Genomic DNA, 22,651 nt, shown 5'->3' on the forward strand with positions numbered 1-22,651 from the left:
TAGCATGGCTAAGGCAATCATTGACATAGAAACTACTGGACTCAACCCTATGGAGCACCGTATAGTTGCCATTGGTGTAAAACTTGGGGATAGGGATATTATTCTGATGGATGAGTCAGAGTATTATTTGTTGGTTAATTTTTGGGATACGGTGGAAAAAGAAGGTATTGAGAAAATAATCGGCTTTAATATTGACTTTGATTGGCAGTTCCTAAAATTGAGAAGCTTATATCATAGGTTGAAAATAAAGCATTTCAGAAAATACCAAGGTAGAGTAGATTTAAGGCAGATATTGAATGGGAGTGGTGGGCAGTATAGGAAGGGAACAAAGTTAGTGGATTACTGTAGGTTTTTGGGAATTGACGTTCCAGAAGATGACGCTAATGGTAGTGAAATTCCAGAGCTTTGGGAGAAGTTTGAAGAGGAAGGGGATGAAGAAGCTAAACGCAAAATCTGTGAGCATTTAAAGAGGGATTTAGAGAGAACTTGGGAGTTGTATAAAATATTAGTTGATTGTGGTTTGATTGAGGAATAATGCCTTTGGTGGGCTTTATGAAAGAGAAAAAGAGGGCAACATTTTATCTTTATAAAAACATTGACGGTAGGAAACTTAGGTATCTTTTGCATAAGTTGGAAAATGTTGAAAATGTGGATATAGATACTCTAAGAAGAGCAATTGAAGCTGAAAAGAAATATAAGAGGTCTATAACTCTCACAGAGGAAGAGGAGGTTATAATACAGAGGTTAGGTAAAAGTGCTAATTTGTTGTTGAACTGCGAGTTGGTGAAGTTGGATGAGGGAGAAAGAGCTTAAACATATTGAAAATCTTTTACTTTTGAAGGTTAAGAAAGAGAAAATTGAAGAGACAGATAAAATTAAAGAATATTTAAAAAGGTTTGAAGATGAAAGGAGATTTGATGGGATAAAAGAGAGCACTATAAAGAGTGATTTAGACAGGTTGAGAGTGTTTTTAGATTATTGCATTAATTACCTTGGAAAAAATCCAGAAGAGTTAAAAACAAGTGATTTCGTTAAATTTTTTAATTATTTAGATACGGTTAGAAAAGTATCTAAAAGTTCGCAGAGGAAGTATTTTTTATTATTAAAAGTGTTTTATAGAGTTTTAAGAATGTATAATGTTATTCAGGAGTTCGTTGAAGAGAGTAAGGATAGGAAGAGGTTCGCGAGAATTGAAATCCAACATTATGATGCTGTTGATGCTGAAATGTTGAATATGATTTTAAAGAAGATAATTGAAAGTGGGAGTAGGACCAGGATAAGGGATGCGTTAATAATCAGGTTACTTTGGGACACTGGTTGTAGGGTTTCTGAGGTTCTTAATTTGAAATACAAGGATTGTGATTTAGACAATGGCATATTTAAGATTCGAAATACCAAAACTCATGAGGAGAGGACTGTTGTTTGTTCATCGGATACTTTAGAGTTGCTTAGGAATTATGTTCAGTTTAATGTAAGGCAAGGTTCAGATGACTATTTGTTCCAGAATTCTCAGGGTGGGAGGGTTAGAAAAGAGTGGATTAGTGAAGTGTTTAGAAAGGCAGTGAATGAATTGAAAGAGGAGGGTAAAATCCCTAAAAATAGGCGTATTGTTATTCATAGTATAAGACACGGAAGGGCGGTAGATTTATTGAATAAGGGAGTGCCCATCGACATCGTAAAGGAATACTTAGGACATAAGTCGATGAACACTACTTTGATTTATGCTCATTCTAAGGAGAGGGCTGAGAGTTTGGAGTTTATTAAAAAGTTGTTGAGAATCCAGTAAGTTATGGTTGTTGTGGAGTAGTTTGTTTAACTGGATTTGGTGCAGTATAGTAATGCGGTGTTGTTGGAACATTTTTAGGATGTAAGTGGTAAATTTTGAGGTGTTGGGACACAGGGGAGTTTAGAAGAGTTAAGTGTGGTTATATATTCCTTGAGATCCAGTGGGGCTTTGCCCCGCCTGGGTTCAAATCCCAGCCCCTGCGCCAATGATTTAAAATTCTATTTCTATTTTTATTTTGTTTTTAATTATTAAAATTGAATAATTTAAATATATAGATTAATATTTTGGGTGGTGACATGACTTTTGATGAGTTCGAAAGTTTAAAAAATTATCCTCCTAAGGAATCAATAAAAGAAGAAAAGAGAGTTTTTAATCCAAAAAACATTGAAGTGGGAAATAACTTTATAAAAATAGAAGACATAAAGATTATATTTTCGAAGGATATTGAAAAAGGAGAAGAAGAGTATTTATTGATGGATGTAATCCTATCTTCTCTTGAAGGAATCTACAACCTTATAGAGGATGAAGTATATAAAAAAGAAATTAAAAAGATATGGGAGAAGATTAACGAAATAAGAAATTACTACAACCCTGAATTTTTATAAAATATTTTTATAAATTTTTAATTTTTTAAAATAATAATTTTTTATGGTAACCATGTGCTCTCATCTTTAATTTTTTCAGGTAAATATGTATTAACAACATACTTTAAACCGTACTTAGCTAAAGACTGTTGTTCTGCCCTGACTCCCATATCGAGCATCTGTTTTAAAGCTTTCTGCCATTCTGGGAAACTTCTGACAAAATCGTCATTCTTTAAACCATCTTTTATCCTTTTAATATCCTGCTCTTTTAATGGATGAGTTGGTAAATCGTAATCAATGATATCCTGTGGGGTAACTCCAATCAACCTTGCTGCAGGAATTGATAATTTATCAGCTAAGTGTATGGCTTTACCACTCCCAACCTTTAAGGTCCTGTAAATGTTTAAATACCCATAAGGGTCTCCGTCTGTAAATACTAAAACAGGCAAGTCGTGTTCTTCATGTAATCTTTTTATAAACCTTCTTGTAGCCCTTGCTGGAACCCCTTTTAATGAAACCAGTATGCAGTTATGCTTATCCCAGAATCTCTCTGCATTTAATCTTGCAAACATACCTGATGTTTCTATTGCCAATATAAAGTCAGCATCTGTCTCAAGGTTTAATTTTGTTACATCGTTTGGGATGTTGTATGCTCCAGTCCCCAATTTTGTACAATCAACGACAAGTTCTCCTTCTGGTGTTTCTTCAATAATTTTTAACGGTCCTACTACTGAAGAACCATCTTCCTCTGGAATAAATCCAAGATGTTCCCTCAACACTCCTAAAGCTGCCTCTAAATCCTCAATAACGTTGTTTGATGCTTGTTGGTCATCAAATCTTGCCTCTCCCCAGTTTTTTGAAACATAGTATGCTTCCCTTAATGTTGAAAAATCGTCTGTCTCTAACAACTGTTTAGCAAACTCTAACATCTTTGTTGTTTGTGCAAAAATCTTTGCTTGATTTACAGTTAATGTTCTTGCCTTTTCTTTACCAACTAAAGTAAATGAACCCTTTTCTTTATCAAACATTGCATTAGATAAGCTTCTAATTGGCATTGTTATCTTTGGTCTTTTCCCTTTCATTAAATCCTCATACATCTTTTTAGCCAATTCAATAATTTTTTGTTTTGCAATCTCTCTTGGTTTTTTTGAGATAGCAGGAAGTTTAACCATTCACCCTCACCAAGTAATTTTTTATAATTTTTTAATGTTCAATAATTTCAACCTAAATTATTTTATTATGCAAACCCATAACCAATAGATTTTTATACCTCATTTTAAAATTGAATAATAATAATATGCAACACCATGATAACTATGGGCAACCATGTAAGGGAATACTATATAAAATATTCATATATAATTATTTGGTTAATAGTATTAGCGTTAAAATCTATTATTGTATTTATAGATTCAAATTCAGAATAATAATACGGAGGTCATAACGTGAAATTTCTAAAAAACGTTTTAGAGGAAGGGAGTAAATTAGAGGAGTTTAATGAATTAGAATTGTCTCCAGAGGATAAGGAATTATTGGAATATTTGCAACAAACTAAAGCAAAAATTACAGTAGTTGGTTGTGGTGGAGCAGGAAATAACACTATCACAAGGTTAAAGATGGAGGGTATAGAAGGAGCTAAAACCGTTGCTATTAATACTGATGCTCAGCAATTAATTAGAACAAAAGCTGATAAAAAAATATTAATTGGTAAAAAATTAACAAGAGGTCTTGGAGCTGGAGGTAATCCAAAAATTGGAGAAGAGGCAGCAAAAGAAAGTGCTGAAGAGATTAAAGCAGCAATACAAGATTCAGATATGGTATTTATTACTTGTGGTTTAGGAGGAGGGACTGGAACTGGTTCAGCTCCAGTCGTGGCTGAGATATCCAAAAAGATAGGGGCTTTAACTGTTGCTGTAGTTACACTACCTTTTGTAATGGAAGGGAAAGTTAGGATGAAAAATGCGATGGAAGGTTTAGAAAGGTTAAAACAACATACTGATACGTTAGTTGTTATTCCAAACGAAAAATTGTTTGAGATAGTTCCAAATATGCCGTTAAAATTGGCATTTAAGGTAGCTGATGAGGTATTAATCAACGCTGTAAAGGGATTAGTTGAATTAATAACCAAGGATGGATTGATTAATGTTGATTTTGCTGACGTTAAAGCTGTTATGAACAATGGAGGCTTAGCGATGATTGGTATCGGGGAGAGTGATAGTGAGAAAAGGGCTAAAGAAGCTGTTAGTATGGCTTTAAACTCCCCATTATTAGATGTTGATATAGATGGAGCTACTGGAGCATTAATACATGTAATGGGTCCTGAGGACTTAACATTAGAAGAGGCAAGAGAGGTTGTAGCCACTGTATCCTCAAGATTAGACCCAAATGCTACAATTATATGGGGAGCTACAATAGATGAGAACTTAGAGAATACCGTGAGGGTTTTATTGGTTATTACAGGAGTTCAGTCAAGAATTGAATTTACCGATACAGGATTGAAAAGAAAAAAATTAGAACTCACAGGAATTCCAAAAATTTAAGGGGATATTATGAAAACAGATTTTAATCAAAAAATTGAACAACTTAAAGAATTTATTGAAGAATGTAGGAGAGTTTGGTTAGTTTTGAAAAAACCTACAAAAGATGAATATTTGGCTGTTGCTAAAGTTACAGCTTTGGGAATATCTTTATTGGGAATTATTGGATACATAATTCACGTTCCAGCAACATACATTAAGGGAATATTAAAACCTCCAACAACTCCAAGAGTATAAAAAAAGCACTTACAGTTGTTAAAAGTTCAACATAGATAAGATATTTATACAACATATTTGAATCTATATTTAATCCCTAAAAATATAAAACTTTTTTTATATCACGTTTCACTAAACCTCTATTTTATTTTTTAAAATTTATTTAAGGTGAGATTATGATTTTTGCAGTTAGAACTATGGTCGGCCAGGAAAAGAATATAGCTGGATTAATGGCAAGTAGGGCTGAAAAAGAGCAGTTGGATGTTTATTCAATATTGGCTTCAGAGTCATTGAAAGGATATGTTTTAGTTGAGGCAGAGACAAAGGGAGATGTTGAAGAATTAATAAAAGGAATGCCAAGGGTTAGGGGAATAGTACCAGGAACAATAGCTATTGAAGAGATAGAACCTTTATTAACTCCAAAGAAAATCATTGAAAATATTGAGAAAGGAGATGTTGTTGAAATCATTGCTGGGCCATTTAAAGGAGAGAGAGCAAAGGTTATTAGAGTTGATAAGCATAAAGAGGAAGTTACCTTGGAACTTGAAAATGCCGCTGTCCCTATACCGATAACCCTTCCAGTTGAGGGTGTTAAAATAGTTTCAAAGCATAAAGATTAAATTTATATTAGAGGCATAACTTTATATACCAAATATATTAATTTTATCTACACATTAATTTTCTTATTGAAACACTCCAAACATGAGGTGAATATTTATGGCTAAGGAGGTTGTTGAAGTATTAGTTACTGGAGGTAGAGCAACAGCAGGGCCACCATTAGGGCCTGCAATTGGGCCTTTAGGAGTCAATGTCATGCAAGTTGTTAAAGAGATTAATGAAAAAACAAAAGACTATGAAGGAATGCAAGTTCCAGTTAAAGTTATAGTTGATACCGAAACAAGAAAGTTTGAAATTGAAGTTGGAATTCCTCCAACAACTGCTCTAATTAAAAAGGAGTTAGGAATTGAAACCGCTGCTCACGAACCAAGACATGAAGTTGTTGGAAACTTAACATTGGAACAGGTTATTAAAATAGCTAAGATGAAAAAAGATGCTATGCTCTCATATACATTAAAGAACGCTGTAAAAGAGGTTTTAGGAACCTGTGGTTCAATGGGAGTGACAGTTGAAGGAAAAGACCCTAAAGAAGTCCAAAAAGAGATTGATGCTGGAGTTTATGATGAATACTTTAAAGAAGAATAAATTGATTTTTCCTTTTTTATTTTTCTTTTGATAATATTCTGGTTTTTATGTATTTTTTAGATATTATCTATTAATTTGTATATATCTATTCTTGTTAAACATCCACAGAAAATTCCAATAATCATTCCAGCAAGGACATCCAAAGGATAATGAACTCCAACATAAACTCTACTATAAGCTACAATTATAGCCCAACTTAAAAACAATATTCCAAGTTTTTTTGAGTAAAATAATAAGGATGTTGCTAATGTAAATGCTAAAGTTGTATGACCACTTGGAAAGCTTGGCTCATTTCCTTCATTGCATAACAAATGCACATTATCTAAAACTAAATAAGGCCTTGGCTCATTTACTAAATATTTTAATGAAAATGCAATCATAAAAGCTAAAAATAAGGCGAAGATTAATTTCATCCCGAATTTTCTATTTTTTATAAATATTATTAAGGATGTGATTGCAATTAAAGGATATGCTGTTTTAGAGATGATTGGCATAATTGCATCAAATATATAATTATAGTGAGAATTTATTAAATAGAATAAATAAATATTTATATCACTTAATCTATTTATATTTCCCAAAACATCTCCAAAATATGCAACTGCCAAAAATCTTGGTAATCTTCCAATTATTGTTCCAACTGTAAATAATAATTTATGCATTTCAAAAATTCCAGATAGCCATGCAATAACTTTATATGGTAAGGGGGAGAAACCCGCAATTACAACTCCATAAACTCCATATTTGTTAAAAAATTCTTCTCCTTTATGCAGATATTTCTCTCCAAAAAGTTTTATAAATATTGGATGCCCTAATTTATCCCCTAAGAAGTAGCCAAACAAACCTCCTAAAGTTGTGCCAATTGTTGCTACTATAGCAGAGATTATTGGATTTAAACCAAAAAAAGATGCCCCAATTATAAAAACATCTGGGGGAATTGGTTGTATAAATGCCTCTGTAAATGAAATTATAAATATCCCAATGTAACCATAATTATTTACAAGATATTCAGCCATAGCGTATAAATCCATATAACCACCAGATATCATTAATTTCCTAAGGTTAATAAAGTGTTATTGTTTATTTAAATATTTTATGAGGGAGAGTATGAGAATTGAGTTAGAGTTACAGACAGACAACTTCACAGTAATTCCTTATAATCATCAGTATTATTTGGCATCAGCCATATACAATAAAATTCACTCTGCAAATCCTGCCTATGCTAAAAGATTACATAATTATCAGAAGTTTAAGTTCTTTACTTTTTCTTTATTGCAGATTAGAAAGAGGGTTATTAGAAAGGAAGGGATTGAAACTATAGATGGGAAGGCATATCTCTATATATCCTCACCAAACAATGAGTTTATTGAGAATTTTGTTGCTGGACTCTTAGAGGATGGAAAGTTGAGAGTAGGAAATGTTGAATTCTTTGTAAGAAAGGCTAAAATTCTACCAATTCCAAAGAAATTCAATATATTAAAAACCATATCTCCAATTTACTTAAAGACGATGATTGAGACAGAAGATGGTTTAAAAACTTATGATTTATTACCAAACAATTCTAAATTTTATGAAAACTTAAAGAATAATCTAAAAAAGAAATATGAAGCATTCTATAATGAAAAATGTGACATGAACTTTGAATTTGAAGTCTTAAAATTTAGACCTAAAAGGATGAGAATAAAAAATGATATTTATTGTAGGTGTTCTGAAATGGTGTTTAAGGTCTGGGGGGACTACGATTTAATAAAATTTGGTTATGAGTGTGGTTTTGGAGAGAAGAATAGTATGGGTTTTGGAATGGTTGTAAATGTTGAAGATAAAAATCAAAAAAATAAAAAACTCAAAACAAAAATTTAATTGTGGCTAATAATTGTTAATATCTCCTATTTACTTTTTCATTATTGCATAAAAACGTGTTAAACAAAATCATTTATTAATCATACTACATAACTCATAACAACCTATTTATACACTTCTATCTTTTAACAACTTTTCAATCTTTACTTTATTTTCATATACTTTATATATAAGCTTTACATATAAATGTTAGTTTATTTATTTAAATCTAGATTATATCGATACGTTTATATATAGGTTATTTCAAAATATCTATTATTTAAAATTAAATTTGTTAAAAAGTCATATCTAAACTGGTGAAGATATGCTCACTATACCTCTTGATAATTTTATAAAACAAAGAATACTTTTTTTACCATTTATTTGCATGATATTGGAAAGATAACAGAGGGGTTCCAAAATAACATAAAAAAAGGAAAAAGAAGCAATAAACATCCCCATCCACTTTATGCACTTCCCATTATAAAAAATATTGAGTTTGATTATCTTTTCGATATTCCAATTGAAGTTTTTGCTATTTTATCTCATCATACACAACTTTACAACAACTTATATGCTGATTATCAACAATACAAAAAAGGGACTTTTTTAATAGAAGAAATCAAAGAATTTATAAAAAATTCTAAAGAAGCTTATGAATCTCTTGGATTTTCAAAGTTTTTTGAGTTTGAGGACTTAAAGATAGAGGATATTCCAAAAGATGCAAAACCTTTAGAACTACACAGATTAAGAAGGAAATATTGGATAGAGGCAAATAATTACATCAAATCACTAAGCTTTGATGATAAAATAAAAATAAAGTCAATATTTTCATTTATGTTTTCTATTCTTCAATTGTGTGATGATTTTGCAAGTTTAAACTTTAGTGAATATGCAAAAGACAGGGAAGGAATTTTTGATGATGTTTTAGAGAATCCAGAAATTTATGTTCCTACTTTAAATATTGATAATCCAATATCGTTTATTCTAAAAGATTATGAACCATACAAATTCCAAAAAGAACTTTACAACTCAAAAAATAAGTTTGTGATGTTGTTTGCTCCTTGTGGGAGAGGTAAAACTGAAGGAGCGTTACTTTGGGCATTGAATGCATTAAAAAACTTCAAAAGAAACAAAATCATCTTAGCAATGCCTACGCAAGTAACAAGCAATGCAATGTATGATAGATTGGTAAAGATCTTTGGAGAGGAGAACGTCGGTTTATTCCATGGAAAGAGCTTTATAAAATTGAGGGACTCAAAAGAAATAGAGGATGAAGACGATTTAGAGGAAATTAGGGATGAAAATTTCAAGGGAAATGTATTTTTTAAACCAATAACAATAACAACCATTGACCATGTTATATACTCTTTTGTTCATGGATTTTCTCAGGCGGATTTTGCTTTGGGAAATATTCAAAATTCAGTTATAATCTTTGATGAAGTTCATTACTATGAAAAATACACATTAGAGCATTTATTAACTCTTTTTGATATTTTAAGGAGGATGGATATTCCTCATTTACTTATGAGTGGAACACTGCCAAACTTTTTAATGAACAACCTTGAAGGTTATGAACTTGTAGTTGATGAGGAAGGGTTAAATTACAAACCTTTTAAACTTAAATGTTCAGAAAATCATTTAATTTGGAAAGAGGATGATGAATGGAAAGTTAATGAAAATATAATTAACGAAATAATAGAGAATTATAAAAAAGGATTATCTCAAGCGATTATCTTAAATACTGTTGAAAGAGCAAGGGAATTTTATAAAGCAGTAAGGGACAAAGTCCCAGCGATTCTCTATCATTCTCAATTTGCCTATAAAGATAGAGTTAAAAAAGAGGATGAGATTTTTACTTTGGAAGAGATGAGAAAAAGTCAAAATAAACCTTATGTTATTGTTGCCACTCAAGTGATTGAAATTTCTCTTGATATGTCCGTCGATGTTATGTATTCTGAACTATCTCCACCAGATGCACTTGGGCAGAGGGCTGGAAGATTGCACAGAAAAGGAAAAGATTGGAGAGAAAATGGAAAAGAATACAAGCTAAAAATATTTTTGCCGTATAAACACTTGCCATATAGCAAGGAACTAATAGAAAAAACAATTAATCATATAAAATTCTATGAAAAACCTTTGGATTATAGAGATATTAAAGATTTCGTTGATAATGTTTATAAAGATTATAATTTAAGCATTCCAAGTGATTTAAAGTTATTTTTTGATGAGGCAATATTATTTGGAAGGCATTGGACAGATATATCAACAATAGATGAAGAAGGAAGATTCTTTAAAGTTAGAGATGATAAGTTTATGAAGATTGAAGTAGTTCCTCAAGTTTATTTTGATGAATTGGGAGAAAATTCCTTAAGAGCAGAGTATATGGCAAAAATCCCAGCCTATTTAATTTTAAATGAAATGAAAAATGAGGAGGGATTAATTCACTTTTACCCTTATGAAAAAAGAGTTGGTAGAAAAACCAGAAGATATTTAATTTGTTCATTTAAATATACTTATGAAATAGGATTTGACTACAAAGAGGAAGAGGAGTTTGAAGACATCTTATAGGTGGAATTATGGAAAATTATTTGGAAGAAGAGCTTATAATTGGAGGTATTGAGATAAACTATCTCTATGTATGTAAGACAAAGCTTTGGTATTTTGTTAGAGGCATAACTATGGAGCAAGAAAGTGATTTTGTTGATTTAGGAAAATTTTTACATGAAAAAAGTTATTTTGGAGAGGAGAAGGAAGTTCAGATAGGTAGTATAAAAATTGATTTTATTAAAAAGCGTGATGTCATTGAGATTCATGAGGTAAAGAGGGGCAAACAGATGGAGAAAGCCCATATAATGCAGGTATTGTATTACATCTATTATTTAAACAGTTTAGGAATAAAATCTAAGGCAATCCTTCATTATCCAAAACTTAAGGAGATTAAAGAGATTGAGTTAAAAGAAAATAACAAAGAGGAAATAAAAAGAGCAATAAAAGAGATTGAATACATAAAATCATTAAAAGAACCACCAGAGCCTATTTATCAGAAGATTTGCAAGAATTGTGCTTATTATGAATTATGTTTTATTTAGAATTTTATGTTACTTCGAAGATACGTCAAAAGTGAGCTAAGAGGCATTGCTTCTGCAAAGAAGCAATGCATCCTGGGTATCCCAATAGGGCGAAGCCCTATGGTATCAGAAAATCTGCAAAATTGTGCTTATTATGAGTTATGTTTTATTTAATTTGGTGATACTATGAGAAAAAAGTCCCTAACTTTATTATCAGATGGCTATTTATTTAGAAAGGAAAATACAATCTACTTTGAGAATGCAAGAGGCAAAAAGCCCTTAGCTATTGAAGGAATTTATGACATCTACATATATGGAAAGGTTAGCATAAGCTCCCAAGCTCTACATTATTTAGCTCAGAAAGGCATTGCTTTGCACTTCTTTAACCACTATGGTTATTATGACGGCTCATTTTATCCAAGAGAATCTCTACACTCTGGTTATTTAGTAGTTAATCAAGTTGAGCATTATTTAGATAAGGATAAGAGATTAGAGTTGGCAAAGCTGTTTATCATTGGAGGAATAAAAAATATGGAGTGGAATTTATTAAAATTTAAAAACAAGACTAAATTTAGCAGTTATATTGAAGAACTAAACAACTGCAACAAGATAACAGAGGTTATGAACGTAGAGGGGAGAGTTAGGACTGAATATTATAGATTGTGGGATGAGACCCTACCAGATGACTTTAAAATAGTTAAAAGGACAAGAAGACCTCCAAAGAATGAGATGAATGCGTTAATAAGCTTTTTAAACTCTCGTCTCTACCCAGCTATAATCACCGAGCTTTATAATACTCAACTGACTCCAACTGTTAGTTATTTACATGAACCTCATGAGAGGAGGTTTTCCTTGGCATTAGATTTGAGTGAGATATTTAAACCAATGATTGCTGATAGATTGGCTAATAGATTAGTTAAACAAGGAATTATCCAGAAAAAGCATTTTAGAGATGATTTAAATGGAGTTCTACTAAACAAAGAAGGGATGAAAGTAGTTTTAGAACACTTCAACAAGGAGATGGATAAAACAGTTAATCATAAAAAACTAAAAAAGAATGTCTCAAAGAGGAGATTGATAAGATTAGAGGCTTATAAGTTGGTTAAACACTTGGTTGGGCAGAAGAGATATGAGCCGTTAGTTGCATGGTTTTAGATAACCTTTTTAACAATTTTTCTTCTACCTTTGCTTAGTTTTTTAACTAAACCCTTTTTTTCAAGTTGTGAAACATATTCACTTATAGTAGATAGGGATCTTTCTAATTTATGTGCAATATTACTTACGGACATTTCTCCTTCTTTATCTAATAAATTAAGAATTTTCATTTCAAGTTCTGTTAATTTTATGTCTGGAGGAATTAATGGAAATTCAATGATATCTCCAAGTTTTGATACATAAAACACTTTCTCTACATTTTCTTTTTCAAGTACTGCGGCATAAAATAATGCATATCCTACTATTCTTTTTCCACCTGTTAAATTGATGATAGTTTTAGGAACAATGTATTTTCTAAAATTTTTAACATTCGTATTAAATTCGTAAGGATTAACTTCAACAAATAGATAAGGGATGTTATATTCTTTTAGTTTTGACTCAATATAATTTTTTGTGTTTTTAATCGAATTTACTGTATTTTCATCTGCATCTACATCTAAACTGTATATTAAAATCATGTTACTAATTTTTTCGTCATCTATTCCAATTATTTTCCCATTTTTATCAAAAATATGGTTTGTATGGTATCCAAAGGTGGCTATATATCTCATATACCTCACCAAAAATACTTCTTATGTATATATTTTACTTCGAAGTAATATATAAATACTTTGTATACTTCTACGAAATTCCTTAGTAAAGTTTATATTTTCCCATATTAATATTATGTAGTGTCAATAGATGAGGTGATAAAGTTGGAGAATTGGATGAAAAATATTGGAAGATATCTTAGCTACCTTATAAGCGATAAGTTTGAGGAATATGCTTATGACATCATTGATGGAGTAGCTAAAGCAAGAAATGCAAATGAACTTTTAGAAGCGTTATATAAAGGATTAAGATTGTCCCCAAAACTAAAAAAGAAAGGAAATATTGAAGTCCCATCTCCAGAGGACGTAAAAAAGTTGGAAGAAACTTTGAGAGAAATCGGAGATAATGAAAAGGAAGTTAGAAAAATTGGATTAAGCATGGCACTCTGGGCTTTTGCAGACTGGGAAAAAGACCACAGAAAAAGAGGTGATCAGTAATGTTCTTGAGAATCTCAGGAAGAGTTAGGTTGAATTCCCATTCTTTAAATGCCCAAGGTGGGGGAGGAACAAATTATGTGGAGATAACAAAAGCTAAGGTTAGCATAAAGAATGATGATAGATGGGAAATCCTTGAAGTGCCAGCAATTTCTGGAAATATGGTTAAGCATTGGCATTTTGTAAGCTTTGTTGATTTCTTTAGAGAGACAGATTACAAAGATAATTTAACAGAAAGGGCTTTGAGATATAATGGGGCAAGGTTTGGACAGGAAACTAAAGCCAAAAAAGCTGATGGTTCTGAAGTTGAATTGAAGGATGAAAGTGAAATCATTAAAAACTTTGCTGATGCAGATGTTCATGGATTTCTAGCTCCAAAAACTGGAGTTAGAAGAGTTTCTCTTGTAAAAACCTCATTTATACTCCCAACAGAAGATTTCATAAAAGAAGTAGATGAAAGGCTCGTTTATGCTGTAAAGCATAATAGAGTTGATATTGATGAAAAAGGAGCAATAAAATCTGGAGAAGAACAAACTGCCCAAATGTTATTTAATAGAGAGTATGCAACTGGGCTGTATGGATTTGAAATCATATTAGATTTGGGATTTGTTGGAGTTCCTCAATCATCTCCATCAAATCCAGTTATTGAAGATGATGAAAGAAAAGCAAGAATAGTATCGGCATTAAAAGCTTTGATTCCAATGCTAAGTGGTTATATTGGAGCAAATTTAGCCAGGTCATTCCCAGTATTTAAACTTGAAGAAATGATAGCGGTTGTTAGTGAAAAACCAATACCTGCCTTAGTTCATGGATTCTATGAGGATTATGTAGAAGTAAGCAAAAACGTTGTAGAAAATGCAAAGAAACTTGGATTTGAGATTGAGGATTTCGGATACAATGTAGATTTTGGTGAGAGCGTTTCATCAGTTGAAGAGCTAATCTCAAAAATAATAGAGAAATTATAAATTGAGGGGTTGATTATGGAGGCTTTAGTAGCTCTCCTCCGATTTCCATTCTATTCTTTTGGAAAACAGTCTTATCAAGTTAGACAATCTTTGCTATTACCATCTCCATCAGCATTAAAAGGGGCATTAGCTAAGGGAATTATATTGCTTGGTGGAAAAAAAGGAAAGAGTTTAGATGAAATTGCTAAAAAAACTGTTGAAGAATTGGAAAATAAGCTCATCTATGTCGGAGCAAAGCCATACAAAAGTAGTATCATAAAAACCCCAATTCTACTAAAGAGACTTAGAAACTTAGAAGATCAAAAAAATCCAGAAAAAAGTGACGCAATGAGAAGAGAATATGTATTTGCAAGGGAGATTTTAGCTATTTATGTTTTTAGGAGAAAGTTGAGTGAAGAAGAAAAAGATCTAATGCTTAAGGCAGTTTATTTAATTGACCAGCTCGGAGATACTGAGTGTGTGGGAAATGTGATTAAAACTGAATGGGTTGAAGTAAAAGAAGAAAAAGCTCCTCTAAAAACCTATGTGAAGTTTAAAAAAGTATCAAAAATGAGCATAAATGGAGGTATTATTGAAAATATGCTTGAAACTCCAAATTTTGGAAATAAAGTAAAAGAAGAGCCGTATTTACTACCACTTATTGAAAAACGTTATAGAAGAAGCTCATATTACGTTGAATCAGATAGAATTTTTGACGGAAATTACAAAATTATTGCCTTTGATGAGGTGATTGGGTTATGGATATAATTAATTTTTTTAAACAAATTACAGATCATGAGCCTTATGATTATCAAATTAGGGCATGGGAAAAGATTAATAAAATTATGGAACTTGGGGGGAGGGTAGTAATAGAGATACCAACTGCTGGTGGAAAAACAGAAGCAGCAATTATTCCCTACTTATATCAATTCATCTCCAACGATTGGAAAGTTCCAAGATTAATCTATGTTCTTCCGACACGTTCACTTGTTGAAAAACAGGTAGAAAGAATCAGGAATTATATTAAAAAAATTCTTGAAATAAAAGGATATTCAAAGGATAAAGTTGAGGAATTAGCTAAAAAAATAGTTCAAGTTGAGTATGGATTAGAGGAAACCCATGCTTTCTTAGGGTTTGTTGTTTTAACTACTTGGGATACATTTCTTTATGGGTTAGCAGCCCATAGGACTGTTGGAGATAGATTTACCTTCCCATGTGGGGCAATTGCTCAAAGTTTAGTAGTTTTTGATGAAATACAGATGTATCAGGATGAAAGCCTTTACATGCCGAGATTGATTGGATTGGTAGTTAAAAGATTGGTAGAAGCTAACGTTCCATTAGTCTTTATGACAGCGACACTTCCAACAGAGCTTAAAAAAATACTTGGCATACACGATGAAGAACCAATAACCGTTAATCCAGAAGATACGAAAAAACCAGAGAGAGGAGAAGTAGTTGTTGAATTTAAGGAAAAATTAAGTGACGAAGAACTTAGTAATGAAATCAAAAAAGCAATAAATGAAGGAAAAAAGGTGTTGATAATAAAAAACACTGTAAACAGTGCCATAGAGGTTTATGAAAAAGTAAAGCAACTTGGAAATTCATTACTCCTACACTCAAGATTTACAGTAGAAGATAGAGCAGAAAAAGAGAAAGACATTGATAAAGCCGAGATAATTGTTGCTACACAGGTGGTTGAAGCAGGTTTGGATTTGACAAATGTAGGGCTTGTAATAACTGATTTAGCTCCATTAGATGCATTAATACAAAGAATAGGAAGATGTGCAAGAAGAAAAGGAGAAAGAGGCAAAGTAATAGTTGTATTGCCAAATTTTAATGAGAAAATAAATGAAGACCATAGGGAAAAAGTAATTTTAGGATTTAAAAATATCCCATTTGAAAATGCCTATGTAACACTGGTAAATAACAAAGATTATGGGAGAGTTATTGAATTAACTATTGAAACAATTGAAGAGAAAAAAGGAAAGAGCAAAATCGTCCCTAAAAAGTTTTACATCGGTGATTTGGGAAACAAGACAATAAGAAAGCTTATTGAAAATAACAAAATTCTGAAGAAAAAAGATCTATACTTTATTCCATATTCAACACAGCCCTATGATCCATTAATTATGATAAAAAGCTTTGATGAAGTTGAAAGTGTTAGTGAATATTTATACGACATAATTAAAGCTCGTGAGGCTTTAGATAGGGTTTATAAGGAATATTATGAAAACAACATAGTCCCTAAAGACTATTACTCTGCCTACATATATTTCAGAGAGTTAAAACTCTTTTCTACACCTCCAGAATATGAACTCAAGGCAAGACCAGAAATGTTTGCAATATTGTATCCATTAGAAAATGCTGAAGAAAAAGTAAAAAATAAAGAAATAATTGAGTTTAATCCAAAATATGTTATTCGTGTGAGCTATAACTGGCTTAAAAACAAGTGGGAGAAGTTTGATAAAAAATTTGAGTTAATTAAAGAATACGATGAGAAAGGTTGGATATGTAGTCTTAAAAAAGCTGGAAAACTACAACCTTACAAAATCTACATAATTGATGACAAATATTACTCTAAAGAAACTGGGATAATAATTTAACAAACTTTGATTTTGGGTGAGATTATGGAAGTTTTAGCCTTTAAAAATCAATCCCTTATTGATCATGTTAACGATATGGTCAAATATTGGGAGAGAATAAAATATAGATACTTAAAAACTATAAAGAGAGCTTTAGAGGCTTTAAACATAAAGTTAGATATCGAAAAAGTTGATGAATTTATGAAGATTTTGATAAAACTTCACGATATTGGTAAAGCTTCAAAGATATATCAAAGAGCTATCATTAACGATCAAGAAAAACTCATGGGCTTTAGACATGAGCTTGTTAGTGCTTACTATACTTATCACATTCTCCTTAAAAAATTTGGTGATAAAAACCTTGCCTTCATTGGAGCTTTAACTGTAATGCTCCACCATGAGCCGATTATTATGGGTCAAATAAGAAATCTTAAAAAGAAAGAATTGACAGCTGAAGTCGTGCTTGATAAGCTAAAAAAGTTTGATGGAATGATTGAAGATTTTGAAGATCTTATTAAAAAGTTAATTGGATATTCAATAGGGGATATAATTAAAAATGATTCTAATAAGGACGATATTATCAGATTTGTTATCGAAATGAGTGTTAGAGCAAGACATACACCAAATTCAGAGAAGCTTAGATTTATTGTTGGAACTCTGCTTTTACCTTTAGTCATGTGTGATTATAAAGGGGCTGAGAGTAGAGAAGGAAAAGCTCCAAAGTTTGCAGAAGTTTTGGAGGTTGAGAGTTATGTTATTTGAGACACCAGGATATAATGAGATACTTGATTTATATATAGCTTATGGAGTAGTTGAGTGTTTAGTTAGAGAAGGCGTTGAAAATCTCAGATTTTTCCCAATTGGGAATAAATATTGTATTGTAGTTGAAGAACCTACTAATGTAAATATTAAAAATAGAATTGAAAAGGGAATGTTAAATGCATTGGAGGATATGCTTTCCCTGCATAAAGCTATTGGTAAGTATATTTCCACAAAGGAGGATATCAAAATTATAAGTGATGTTGATTTTAGTGCAGGTGCAAATATTAATAACGTTTATTGGGATGGAATTCCAAAAACTCTTGAAAAGATAAAAGAAAATATTAAAAAAGGAAAATTATCTACAAAGAGTAAAAATACAGTGCCACTTACTTTAATGCCAGCTGCTGGTAAATATATGCCAAAAATTTATGGTGTAAAAGGTGGAAATCCAATAAAAATAGATGATTCCAACTATGCCCTTGCCTGGATTGGTTTCCATTATTATGCTCCATACATAAATATATCAGACAATAGAGCAACATATATTCATATTTATGCCATAAAACCTCTTGAAGAATTAGGACTTATTGAAATCCTTGCTTTAAAAGATTTAAAAAAGAAAATTAACAACTATCAACTTGGAAAATATAAATTTTTTGTAAATAAAAAATTGGCACTGCTATATCATTTAACCCATACTGAATCAATAAGTGCCTTGGAAATAGTTACAAAAAAGAATTTTTCAGTTGTTAGTTACACTCTCGAGAATGTTGATAACAATCAAGCAATACGATCTTTTGGAGAGTATGATTTATCAAAACTTATGGACTTTTTATGGTATTTAAAAGCTACTGATTTCTATAATACAATCCAGTTTGTAGATAACATACTTAGAGGTGATTTAGAAGTTTCCCTAACCTTCATAGATGGTATTCTTTATGATGACTTAGATGCAGTATATTCAGCTATAAGAAAGTTAAAAAGTGTAAGAATATCTCCTCTAATTATTCAGAGTATTTTGGAATGGTTTGGAAATTTTTATTAAATAATATCATCAATTGGATTCTTTTCTAAACCTAAAATCTCTCTTTTTGGCATAAAATTTAATGGAAATTGGTAGATAATTACTGAATCTTCATCTTCATCAATAATTCTCAAAATTCCATCTTTTATTCTTTCAAACTCTGCCTTTGTAACTTCTCCCTCAAAAACACTATTCTGAACCCAATTTAAGTGCTTTCTCAAAAAGCTTTTTATCTTATTTACTCTTGAAACATTCACATCATAGACAATAATAACATACATACTCTCATCTTGAAGAAGGTTTCTTATATTTTTAATTTTCTTCAAGATTTTATTTACATAGTCCCATTCTTTTTTTAACATTGATTATCTTCTAATGAGTTTCCATTCCCTTCTCCCTATTCATCTGTTGTTTCCATTCCCTGAGGGATCTGATTTTACGGAGTTGAAGCTCATAAAATTGTCCAAGATGTCGATTTATTTCCATTCCCCGAGGGATCTGATTTTACATTCAATAAAAAAAAATAAGATAAAAAATCTTATTTAAGATTTCCATTCCCTGAGGGATCTGATTTTACGTCATCTTCTATTTGTTGTATGTATTTTAATACGGTATTTCCATTCCCCGAGGGATCTGATTTTACCATATTGCTCTTCCCCATCTGGTTCATCAGTGTAAGCATTATTTCCATTCCCCGAGGGATCTGATTTTACTATTTTTCCAATTGTTCAGGGGAAAGTCCTCCCTTCATTTCCATTCCCCGAGGGATCTGATTTTACGTGGATTACCAGCTGATATGGGATTAGGTAGTGGATTATTTCCATTCCCCGAGGGATCTGATTTTACGATGAGAGAGTTATTTATGTAAGTGTTAAAGTTGTAGAAATTTCCATTCCCCGAGGGATCTGATTTTACATAATAATAGAGATAATACAGTTCCCAAAATGAATAAATTTCCATTCCCCGAGGGATCTGATTTTACTTAACTCAACTTTTATTGAAGTTATTTTTATGTTGATTTGTATTTCCATTCCCCGAGGGATCTGATTTTACACAATAGAGGTAAAAGAGGTTATAGGGTAATATTTGATTTCCATTCCCCGAGGGATCTGATTTTACGATTTAATCTGAGTATTTTGTACATTTTGAGGAGCAATTTCCATTCCCCGAGGGATCTGATTTTACAGGGGGACTTTTTCAATATATTATACCTTAACTCTCCTGATATTTAAGCTTTTCTATACCATAATTTCTTAAGGATAAATAACCGTTTTGCAATATAAACCTTATGGTAGTTAAATTCTTATTTCTTTAATAAAAATAATCATTTTTATCACTTTAAATTTGAAAGTGTTTGTTATTTATTGGGGAAATCTTACTCCTAAATGTATTTAGCCCTTACTCCCAAAAACCTAAATAATTTAATACATCCAAATTAATAAAATGTTTAAAATAAGCCACCCTTAGAAATCAAATTTAAACTTCTATTAAATAAGTTAAGAAAAGAGTTAAAGAAATTAATTCCAAATATAAAATCTTTTAACGTGATACTATTCAAATTACTTCTTTTCCTTTAGTTCGTCCAGTAAAGTATCGCACATTTTAATAATATCTCTCAACCCTTCCTTTAAAACTTCTAAAGGGTCTGTTCCCTCTTCAGTAATTATAGTTATCTTTGGGTTTGATATATACCTTCCAGTTTCTGGATGTAATAATGGATGGTCTATAGAGTAGGATGCCATCTTAACTCCTTCTTTTGTTAATAAAATGTCTTTTAATAGATTTGGTAATGAATGGTCTTCATTAATTAGTTCAATCTCTACCAAATTATCTTTCCTCTCCAATATCTTTATCTCCATCTTCTCCCTCCAATAAAGCTTTTTTAGCCAAGTTTATATCCTTATTTAAAACTATTCTACCTTCTTCCTCTCTAAAGAATCCTTTTTCTAAAGCTTCCTCAATAACATCATCAACTGGCTTTTTAGTAATGTATGAAACTAAAACTACTAAATTTTTAACGGGCTTTGACCCAAGATTTGAAAATCTTAACTCTTGAGATAATTCGTGGAGTTCTCCCAATATTTCATTGAATTTGTTAATATCTACATTTGTTTTTATAGCGTTTTCATCTTCCAAGTATATAACTTTATATCCTAAAGTTTTTAGTGCATCTATTATTAAGTTTTTATTAACTGGATATTTTAATTCAAATAATGGATATTTATACAACCCTTCATCATCTTTTTGATATTTTCTCTTGACTTTTTCCATAACTTCCCTAATTGTTCTATAATTCYCTTTCAAAGAGTCCTTATCATAACCAAATACATAAACTCTAACTCTATTTCCTTTTGATTCTATTGTGCAATCAATGTCCATCCTTGATAATCTCTCACAAAGCTCCAAAAGCTCTTCATCACAACTCACTTTTGATGAAATAATCTTTCTCATAGTATCACCAAAATAATAAAGTAAATTTATAAATTACCATAGCTTATATAATAAAGTTTTGCATGAACAAAAATGTTGTGGTGATATATCATGGACGAATTTGAAATGATAAAGAGAAACACATCTGAAATTATCAGCGAGGAAGAGTTAAGAGAGGTTTTAAAAAAAGATGAAAAATCTGCTTACATAGGTTTTGAACCAAGTGGTAAAATACATTTAGGGCATTATCTCCAAATAAAAAAGATGATTGATTTACAAAATGCTGGATTTGATATAATTATATTGTTGGCTGATTTACACGCCTATTTAAACCAGAAAGGAGAGTTGGATGAGATTAGAAAAATAGGAGATTATAACAAAAAAGTTTTTGAAGCAATGGGGTTAAAGGCAAAATATGTTTATGGAAGTGAATTCCAGCTTGATAAGGATTATACACTGAATGTCTATAGATTGGCTTTAAAAACTACCTTAAAAAGAGCAAGAAGGAGTATGGAACTTATAGCAAGAGAGGATGAAAATCCAAAGGTTGCTGAAGTTATCTATCCAATAATGCAGGTTAATGATATTCATTATTTAGGCGTTGATGTTGCAGTTGGAGGGATGGAGCAGAGAAAAATACACATGTTAGCAAGGGAGCTTTTACCAAAAAAGGTTGTTTGTATTCACAACCCTGTCTTAACGGGTTTGGATGGAGAAGGAAAGATGAGTTCTTCAAAAGGGAATTTTATAGCTGTTGATGACTCTCCAGAAGAGATTAGGGCTAAGATAAAGAAAGCATACTGCCCAGCTGGAGTTGTTGAAGGAAATCCAATAATGGAGATAGCTAAATACTTCCTTGAATATCCTTTAACCATAAAAAGGCCAGAAAAATTTGGTGGAGATTTGACAGTTAATAGCTATGAGGAGTTAGAGAGTTTATTTAAAAATAAGGAATTGCATCCAATGGATTTAAAAAATGCTGTAGCTGAAGAACTTATAAAGATTTTAGAGCCAATTAGAAAGAGATTATAATTATAAAATTAGACAATTATTATATCATTTAACTTTTTCTTTTTCTCTTCTTTTTTAAGCCCATCTAATGAAACTGGTTTAGAGTCAGCTATAATAATATCATTATCTTTTCTATTAGTAGTTTTTTTAGTGATTTCATTAAGAGTTTGTGTTAAATTTTTATAATCTTGTTTTTTAACTTCCTTTTTATTATTATTATTTTTGTAGTGTGGAAGAGTTTTATATTTAATTTTAACTACAATCTCCCCCTCTCCTTCATCTTTATCAAATGGTAGATTTATCTTTGCAGTATCCTTAGATAAAACCTCCAATGAAACATTTTTATCTCCTAAGTAAATATCAACATAAGAAATTAAAACATCTTCTGGGTTTTGGATTGATAGGATTATTTTCTCTTCCAT

General features: G+C 31.2%; 26 protein-coding genes and 1 CRISPR repeat array. Of the genes, 19 read left to right on the forward strand and 7 right to left on the reverse strand.

The window, feature by feature from the left end; translation table 11 throughout:
• Positions 1-4: 4 nt before the first annotated feature.
• The 4 genes from MJ_RS01925 (at position 5) to MJ_RS01940 (ending at position 2,391) form a co-directional block, all read left to right on the forward strand.
• Positions 5-535, forward strand: coding sequence for a ribonuclease H-like domain-containing protein (locus MJ_RS01925; protein WP_010869864.1), 531 nt, complete (start codon positions 5-7; stop codon positions 533-535).
• Between the two features lie 17 nt (positions 536-552).
• Positions 553-813: a DUF2540 domain-containing protein gene (locus MJ_RS01930; protein WP_064496474.1), complete on the forward strand. Its 261-nt coding sequence runs from the start codon at positions 553-555 to the stop codon at positions 811-813.
• Positions 794-1,786 (forward strand): tyrosine-type recombinase/integrase, encoded by a 993-nt coding sequence (locus MJ_RS01935; protein ID WP_010869866.1) that lies wholly within the window; start codon positions 794-796, stop codon positions 1,784-1,786. The genes MJ_RS01930 and MJ_RS01935 overlap by 20 nt, the downstream gene beginning before the upstream one ends.
• Before the next feature lie 296 nt (positions 1,787-2,082).
• Positions 2,083-2,391, forward strand: coding sequence for a hypothetical protein (locus tag MJ_RS01940; protein ID WP_244409459.1), 309 nt, complete (start codon positions 2,083-2,085; stop codon positions 2,389-2,391).
• A 41-nt stretch (positions 2,392-2,432) separates the two neighbouring features.
• Here MJ_RS01940 and MJ_RS01945 read toward each other — a convergent pair whose 3' ends face one another.
• Positions 2,433-3,542 (reverse strand): DNA topoisomerase IV subunit A, encoded by a 1,110-nt coding sequence (locus MJ_RS01945; protein ID WP_010869868.1) that lies wholly within the window; start codon positions 3,540-3,542, stop codon positions 2,433-2,435.
• 273 nt (positions 3,543-3,815) lie between these two features.
• On the opposite strand from MJ_RS01945, the gene ftsZ reads away from it, so the two are divergent.
• From ftsZ to MJ_RS01965, 4 genes are all read left to right on the forward strand, one after another.
• Positions 3,816-4,910, forward strand: coding sequence for a cell division protein FtsZ (ftsZ, locus tag MJ_RS01950; protein WP_010869869.1), 1,095 nt, complete (start codon positions 3,816-3,818; stop codon positions 4,908-4,910).
• 9 nt (positions 4,911-4,919) lie between these two features.
• A complete protein-coding gene (locus MJ_RS01955; protein ID WP_010869870.1) occupies positions 4,920-5,144 on the forward strand; it encodes a protein translocase SEC61 complex subunit gamma in 225 nt (74 codons plus the stop codon).
• A 155-nt stretch (positions 5,145-5,299) separates the two neighbouring features.
• Positions 5,300-5,743: a transcription elongation factor Spt5 gene (locus MJ_RS01960; protein ID WP_010869871.1), complete on the forward strand. Its 444-nt coding sequence runs from the start codon at positions 5,300-5,302 to the stop codon at positions 5,741-5,743.
• A gap of 97 nt (positions 5,744-5,840) precedes the next feature.
• Positions 5,841-6,326: a 50S ribosomal protein L11 gene (locus MJ_RS01965; protein WP_010869872.1), complete on the forward strand. Its 486-nt coding sequence runs from the start codon at positions 5,841-5,843 to the stop codon at positions 6,324-6,326.
• Positions 6,327-6,382: 56 nt separating this feature from the next.
• On the opposite strand, the gene MJ_RS01970 is transcribed toward MJ_RS01965, so the two are convergent.
• Positions 6,383-7,357 (reverse strand): phosphatase PAP2 family protein, encoded by a 975-nt coding sequence (locus tag MJ_RS01970; protein ID WP_064496475.1) that lies wholly within the window; start codon positions 7,355-7,357, stop codon positions 6,383-6,385.
• A 76-nt stretch (positions 7,358-7,433) separates the two neighbouring features.
• On the opposite strand from MJ_RS01970, the gene cas6 reads away from it, so the two are divergent.
• The 4 genes from cas6 to cas1b all read left to right on the forward strand — a co-directional run bounded on the left by cas6 (position 7,434) and on the right by cas1b (position 12,391).
• Positions 7,434-8,186, forward strand: coding sequence for a CRISPR-associated endoribonuclease Cas6 (cas6, locus tag MJ_RS01975; protein ID WP_064496476.1), 753 nt, complete (start codon positions 7,434-7,436; stop codon positions 8,184-8,186).
• A 357-nt stretch (positions 8,187-8,543) separates the two neighbouring features.
• A complete protein-coding gene (cas3, locus tag MJ_RS01980; RefSeq protein ID WP_394296059.1) occupies positions 8,544-10,736 on the forward strand; it encodes a CRISPR-associated helicase Cas3' in 2,193 nt (730 codons plus the stop codon).
• An 8-nt stretch (positions 10,737-10,744) separates the two neighbouring features.
• Entirely contained in the window at positions 10,745-11,257 is a 513-nt protein-coding gene (gene cas4 / locus MJ_RS01985) for a CRISPR-associated protein Cas4 (protein WP_010869876.1), read from the forward strand.
• 165 nt (positions 11,258-11,422) lie between these two features.
• Entirely contained in the window at positions 11,423-12,391 is a 969-nt protein-coding gene (gene cas1b / locus MJ_RS01990; protein ID WP_010869877.1) for a type I-B CRISPR-associated endonuclease Cas1b, read from the forward strand.
• Here the strand turns inward: cas1b and csa3 are convergent.
• On the reverse strand, positions 12,388-13,002 hold the full coding sequence (gene csa3, locus MJ_RS01995) for a CRISPR-associated transcriptional regulator Csa3 (RefSeq protein ID WP_064496477.1): 615 nt from the start codon (positions 13,000-13,002) through the stop codon (positions 12,388-12,390). The two genes, cas1b and csa3, sit on opposite strands and share 4 nt — an antisense overlap.
• A 135-nt stretch (positions 13,003-13,137) precedes the next feature.
• On the opposite strand from csa3, the gene MJ_RS02000 reads away from it, so the two are divergent.
• The 6 genes from MJ_RS02000 to cas8a2 are packed head-to-tail and all read left to right on the forward strand — an operon-like array spanning position 13,138 to position 18,809.
• Complete coding sequence (locus MJ_RS02000; RefSeq protein WP_244409461.1) at positions 13,138-13,479, forward strand: hypothetical protein; 342 nt, start codon at positions 13,138-13,140, stop codon at positions 13,477-13,479.
• Positions 13,479-14,441, forward strand: coding sequence for a type I-A CRISPR-associated protein Cas7/Csa2 (gene cas7a / locus MJ_RS02005; RefSeq protein WP_010869880.1), 963 nt, complete (start codon positions 13,479-13,481; stop codon positions 14,439-14,441). The genes MJ_RS02000 and cas7a overlap by 1 nt, the downstream gene beginning before the upstream one ends.
• Positions 14,442-14,456: 15 nt before the next feature.
• Complete coding sequence (gene cas5a, locus MJ_RS02010; protein WP_064496478.1) at positions 14,457-15,188, forward strand: type I-A CRISPR-associated protein Cas5a; 732 nt, start codon at positions 14,457-14,459, stop codon at positions 15,186-15,188.
• Entirely contained in the window at positions 15,179-17,023 is a 1,845-nt protein-coding gene (gene cas3, locus MJ_RS02015) for a CRISPR-associated helicase Cas3' (RefSeq protein WP_010869882.1), read from the forward strand. The genes cas5a and cas3 (MJ_RS02015) overlap by 10 nt, the downstream gene beginning before the upstream one ends.
• A 24-nt stretch (positions 17,024-17,047) precedes the next feature.
• On the forward strand, positions 17,048-17,764 hold the full coding sequence (locus MJ_RS02020; protein WP_064496479.1) for a CRISPR-associated endonuclease Cas3'': 717 nt from the start codon (positions 17,048-17,050) through the stop codon (positions 17,762-17,764).
• Positions 17,754-18,809 carry a type I-A CRISPR-associated protein Cas8a2/Csa4 gene (gene cas8a2 / locus MJ_RS02025; protein WP_244409463.1) on the forward strand — a complete coding sequence of 352 codons (1,056 nt, stop codon included), beginning with the start codon at positions 17,754-17,756 and terminating at the stop codon, positions 18,807-18,809. Before MJ_RS02020 ends, cas8a2 begins: the two co-directional genes overlap by 11 nt.
• On the opposite strand, the gene cas2 is transcribed toward cas8a2, so the two are convergent.
• The 3 genes from cas2 to MJ_RS02040 all read right to left on the reverse strand — a co-directional run bounded on the left by cas2 (position 18,806) and on the right by MJ_RS02040 (position 21,239).
• Entirely contained in the window at positions 18,806-19,069 is a 264-nt protein-coding gene (gene cas2 / locus MJ_RS02030) for a CRISPR-associated endonuclease Cas2 (protein WP_064496911.1), read from the reverse strand. The genes cas8a2 and cas2 overlap by 4 nt on opposite strands.
• Positions 19,070-19,198: 129 nt before the next feature.
• Positions 19,199-19,973: direct repeats of the CRISPR family, unit length 30 nt; unit sequence ATTTCCATTCCCCGAGGGATCTGATTTTAC.
• Between the two features lie 374 nt (positions 19,974-20,347).
• Positions 20,348-20,647, reverse strand: a complete 300-nt coding sequence (locus MJ_RS02035; RefSeq protein ID WP_010869886.1) for a DNA-directed RNA polymerase subunit L — start codon at positions 20,645-20,647, stop codon at positions 20,348-20,350.
• Positions 20,616-21,239 (reverse strand): DUF2067 family protein, encoded by a 624-nt coding sequence (locus MJ_RS02040; RefSeq protein ID WP_010869887.1) that lies wholly within the window; start codon positions 21,237-21,239, stop codon positions 20,616-20,618. Before MJ_RS02040 ends, MJ_RS02035 begins: the two co-directional genes overlap by 32 nt.
• Before the next feature lie 90 nt (positions 21,240-21,329).
• Between MJ_RS02040 and MJ_RS02045 the strand changes: the two genes are divergently transcribed.
• Complete coding sequence (locus tag MJ_RS02045; RefSeq protein WP_010869888.1) at positions 21,330-22,250, forward strand: tyrosine--tRNA ligase; 921 nt, start codon at positions 21,330-21,332, stop codon at positions 22,248-22,250.
• An 8-nt stretch (positions 22,251-22,258) separates the two neighbouring features.
• On the opposite strand, the gene MJ_RS02050 is transcribed toward MJ_RS02045, so the two are convergent.
• The gene (locus tag MJ_RS02050; protein ID WP_010869889.1) at positions 22,259-22,651 is read right to left on the reverse strand and encodes a hypothetical protein; all 393 of its coding nucleotides are present in this window, start codon (positions 22,649-22,651) and stop codon (positions 22,259-22,261) included.

The sequence above is a fragment of the Methanocaldococcus jannaschii DSM 2661 genome (assembly GCF_000091665.1).
GTDB classification, from domain to species: Archaea; AGJL01; Methanococci; order Methanococcales; family Methanocaldococcaceae; genus Methanocaldococcus; species Methanocaldococcus jannaschii.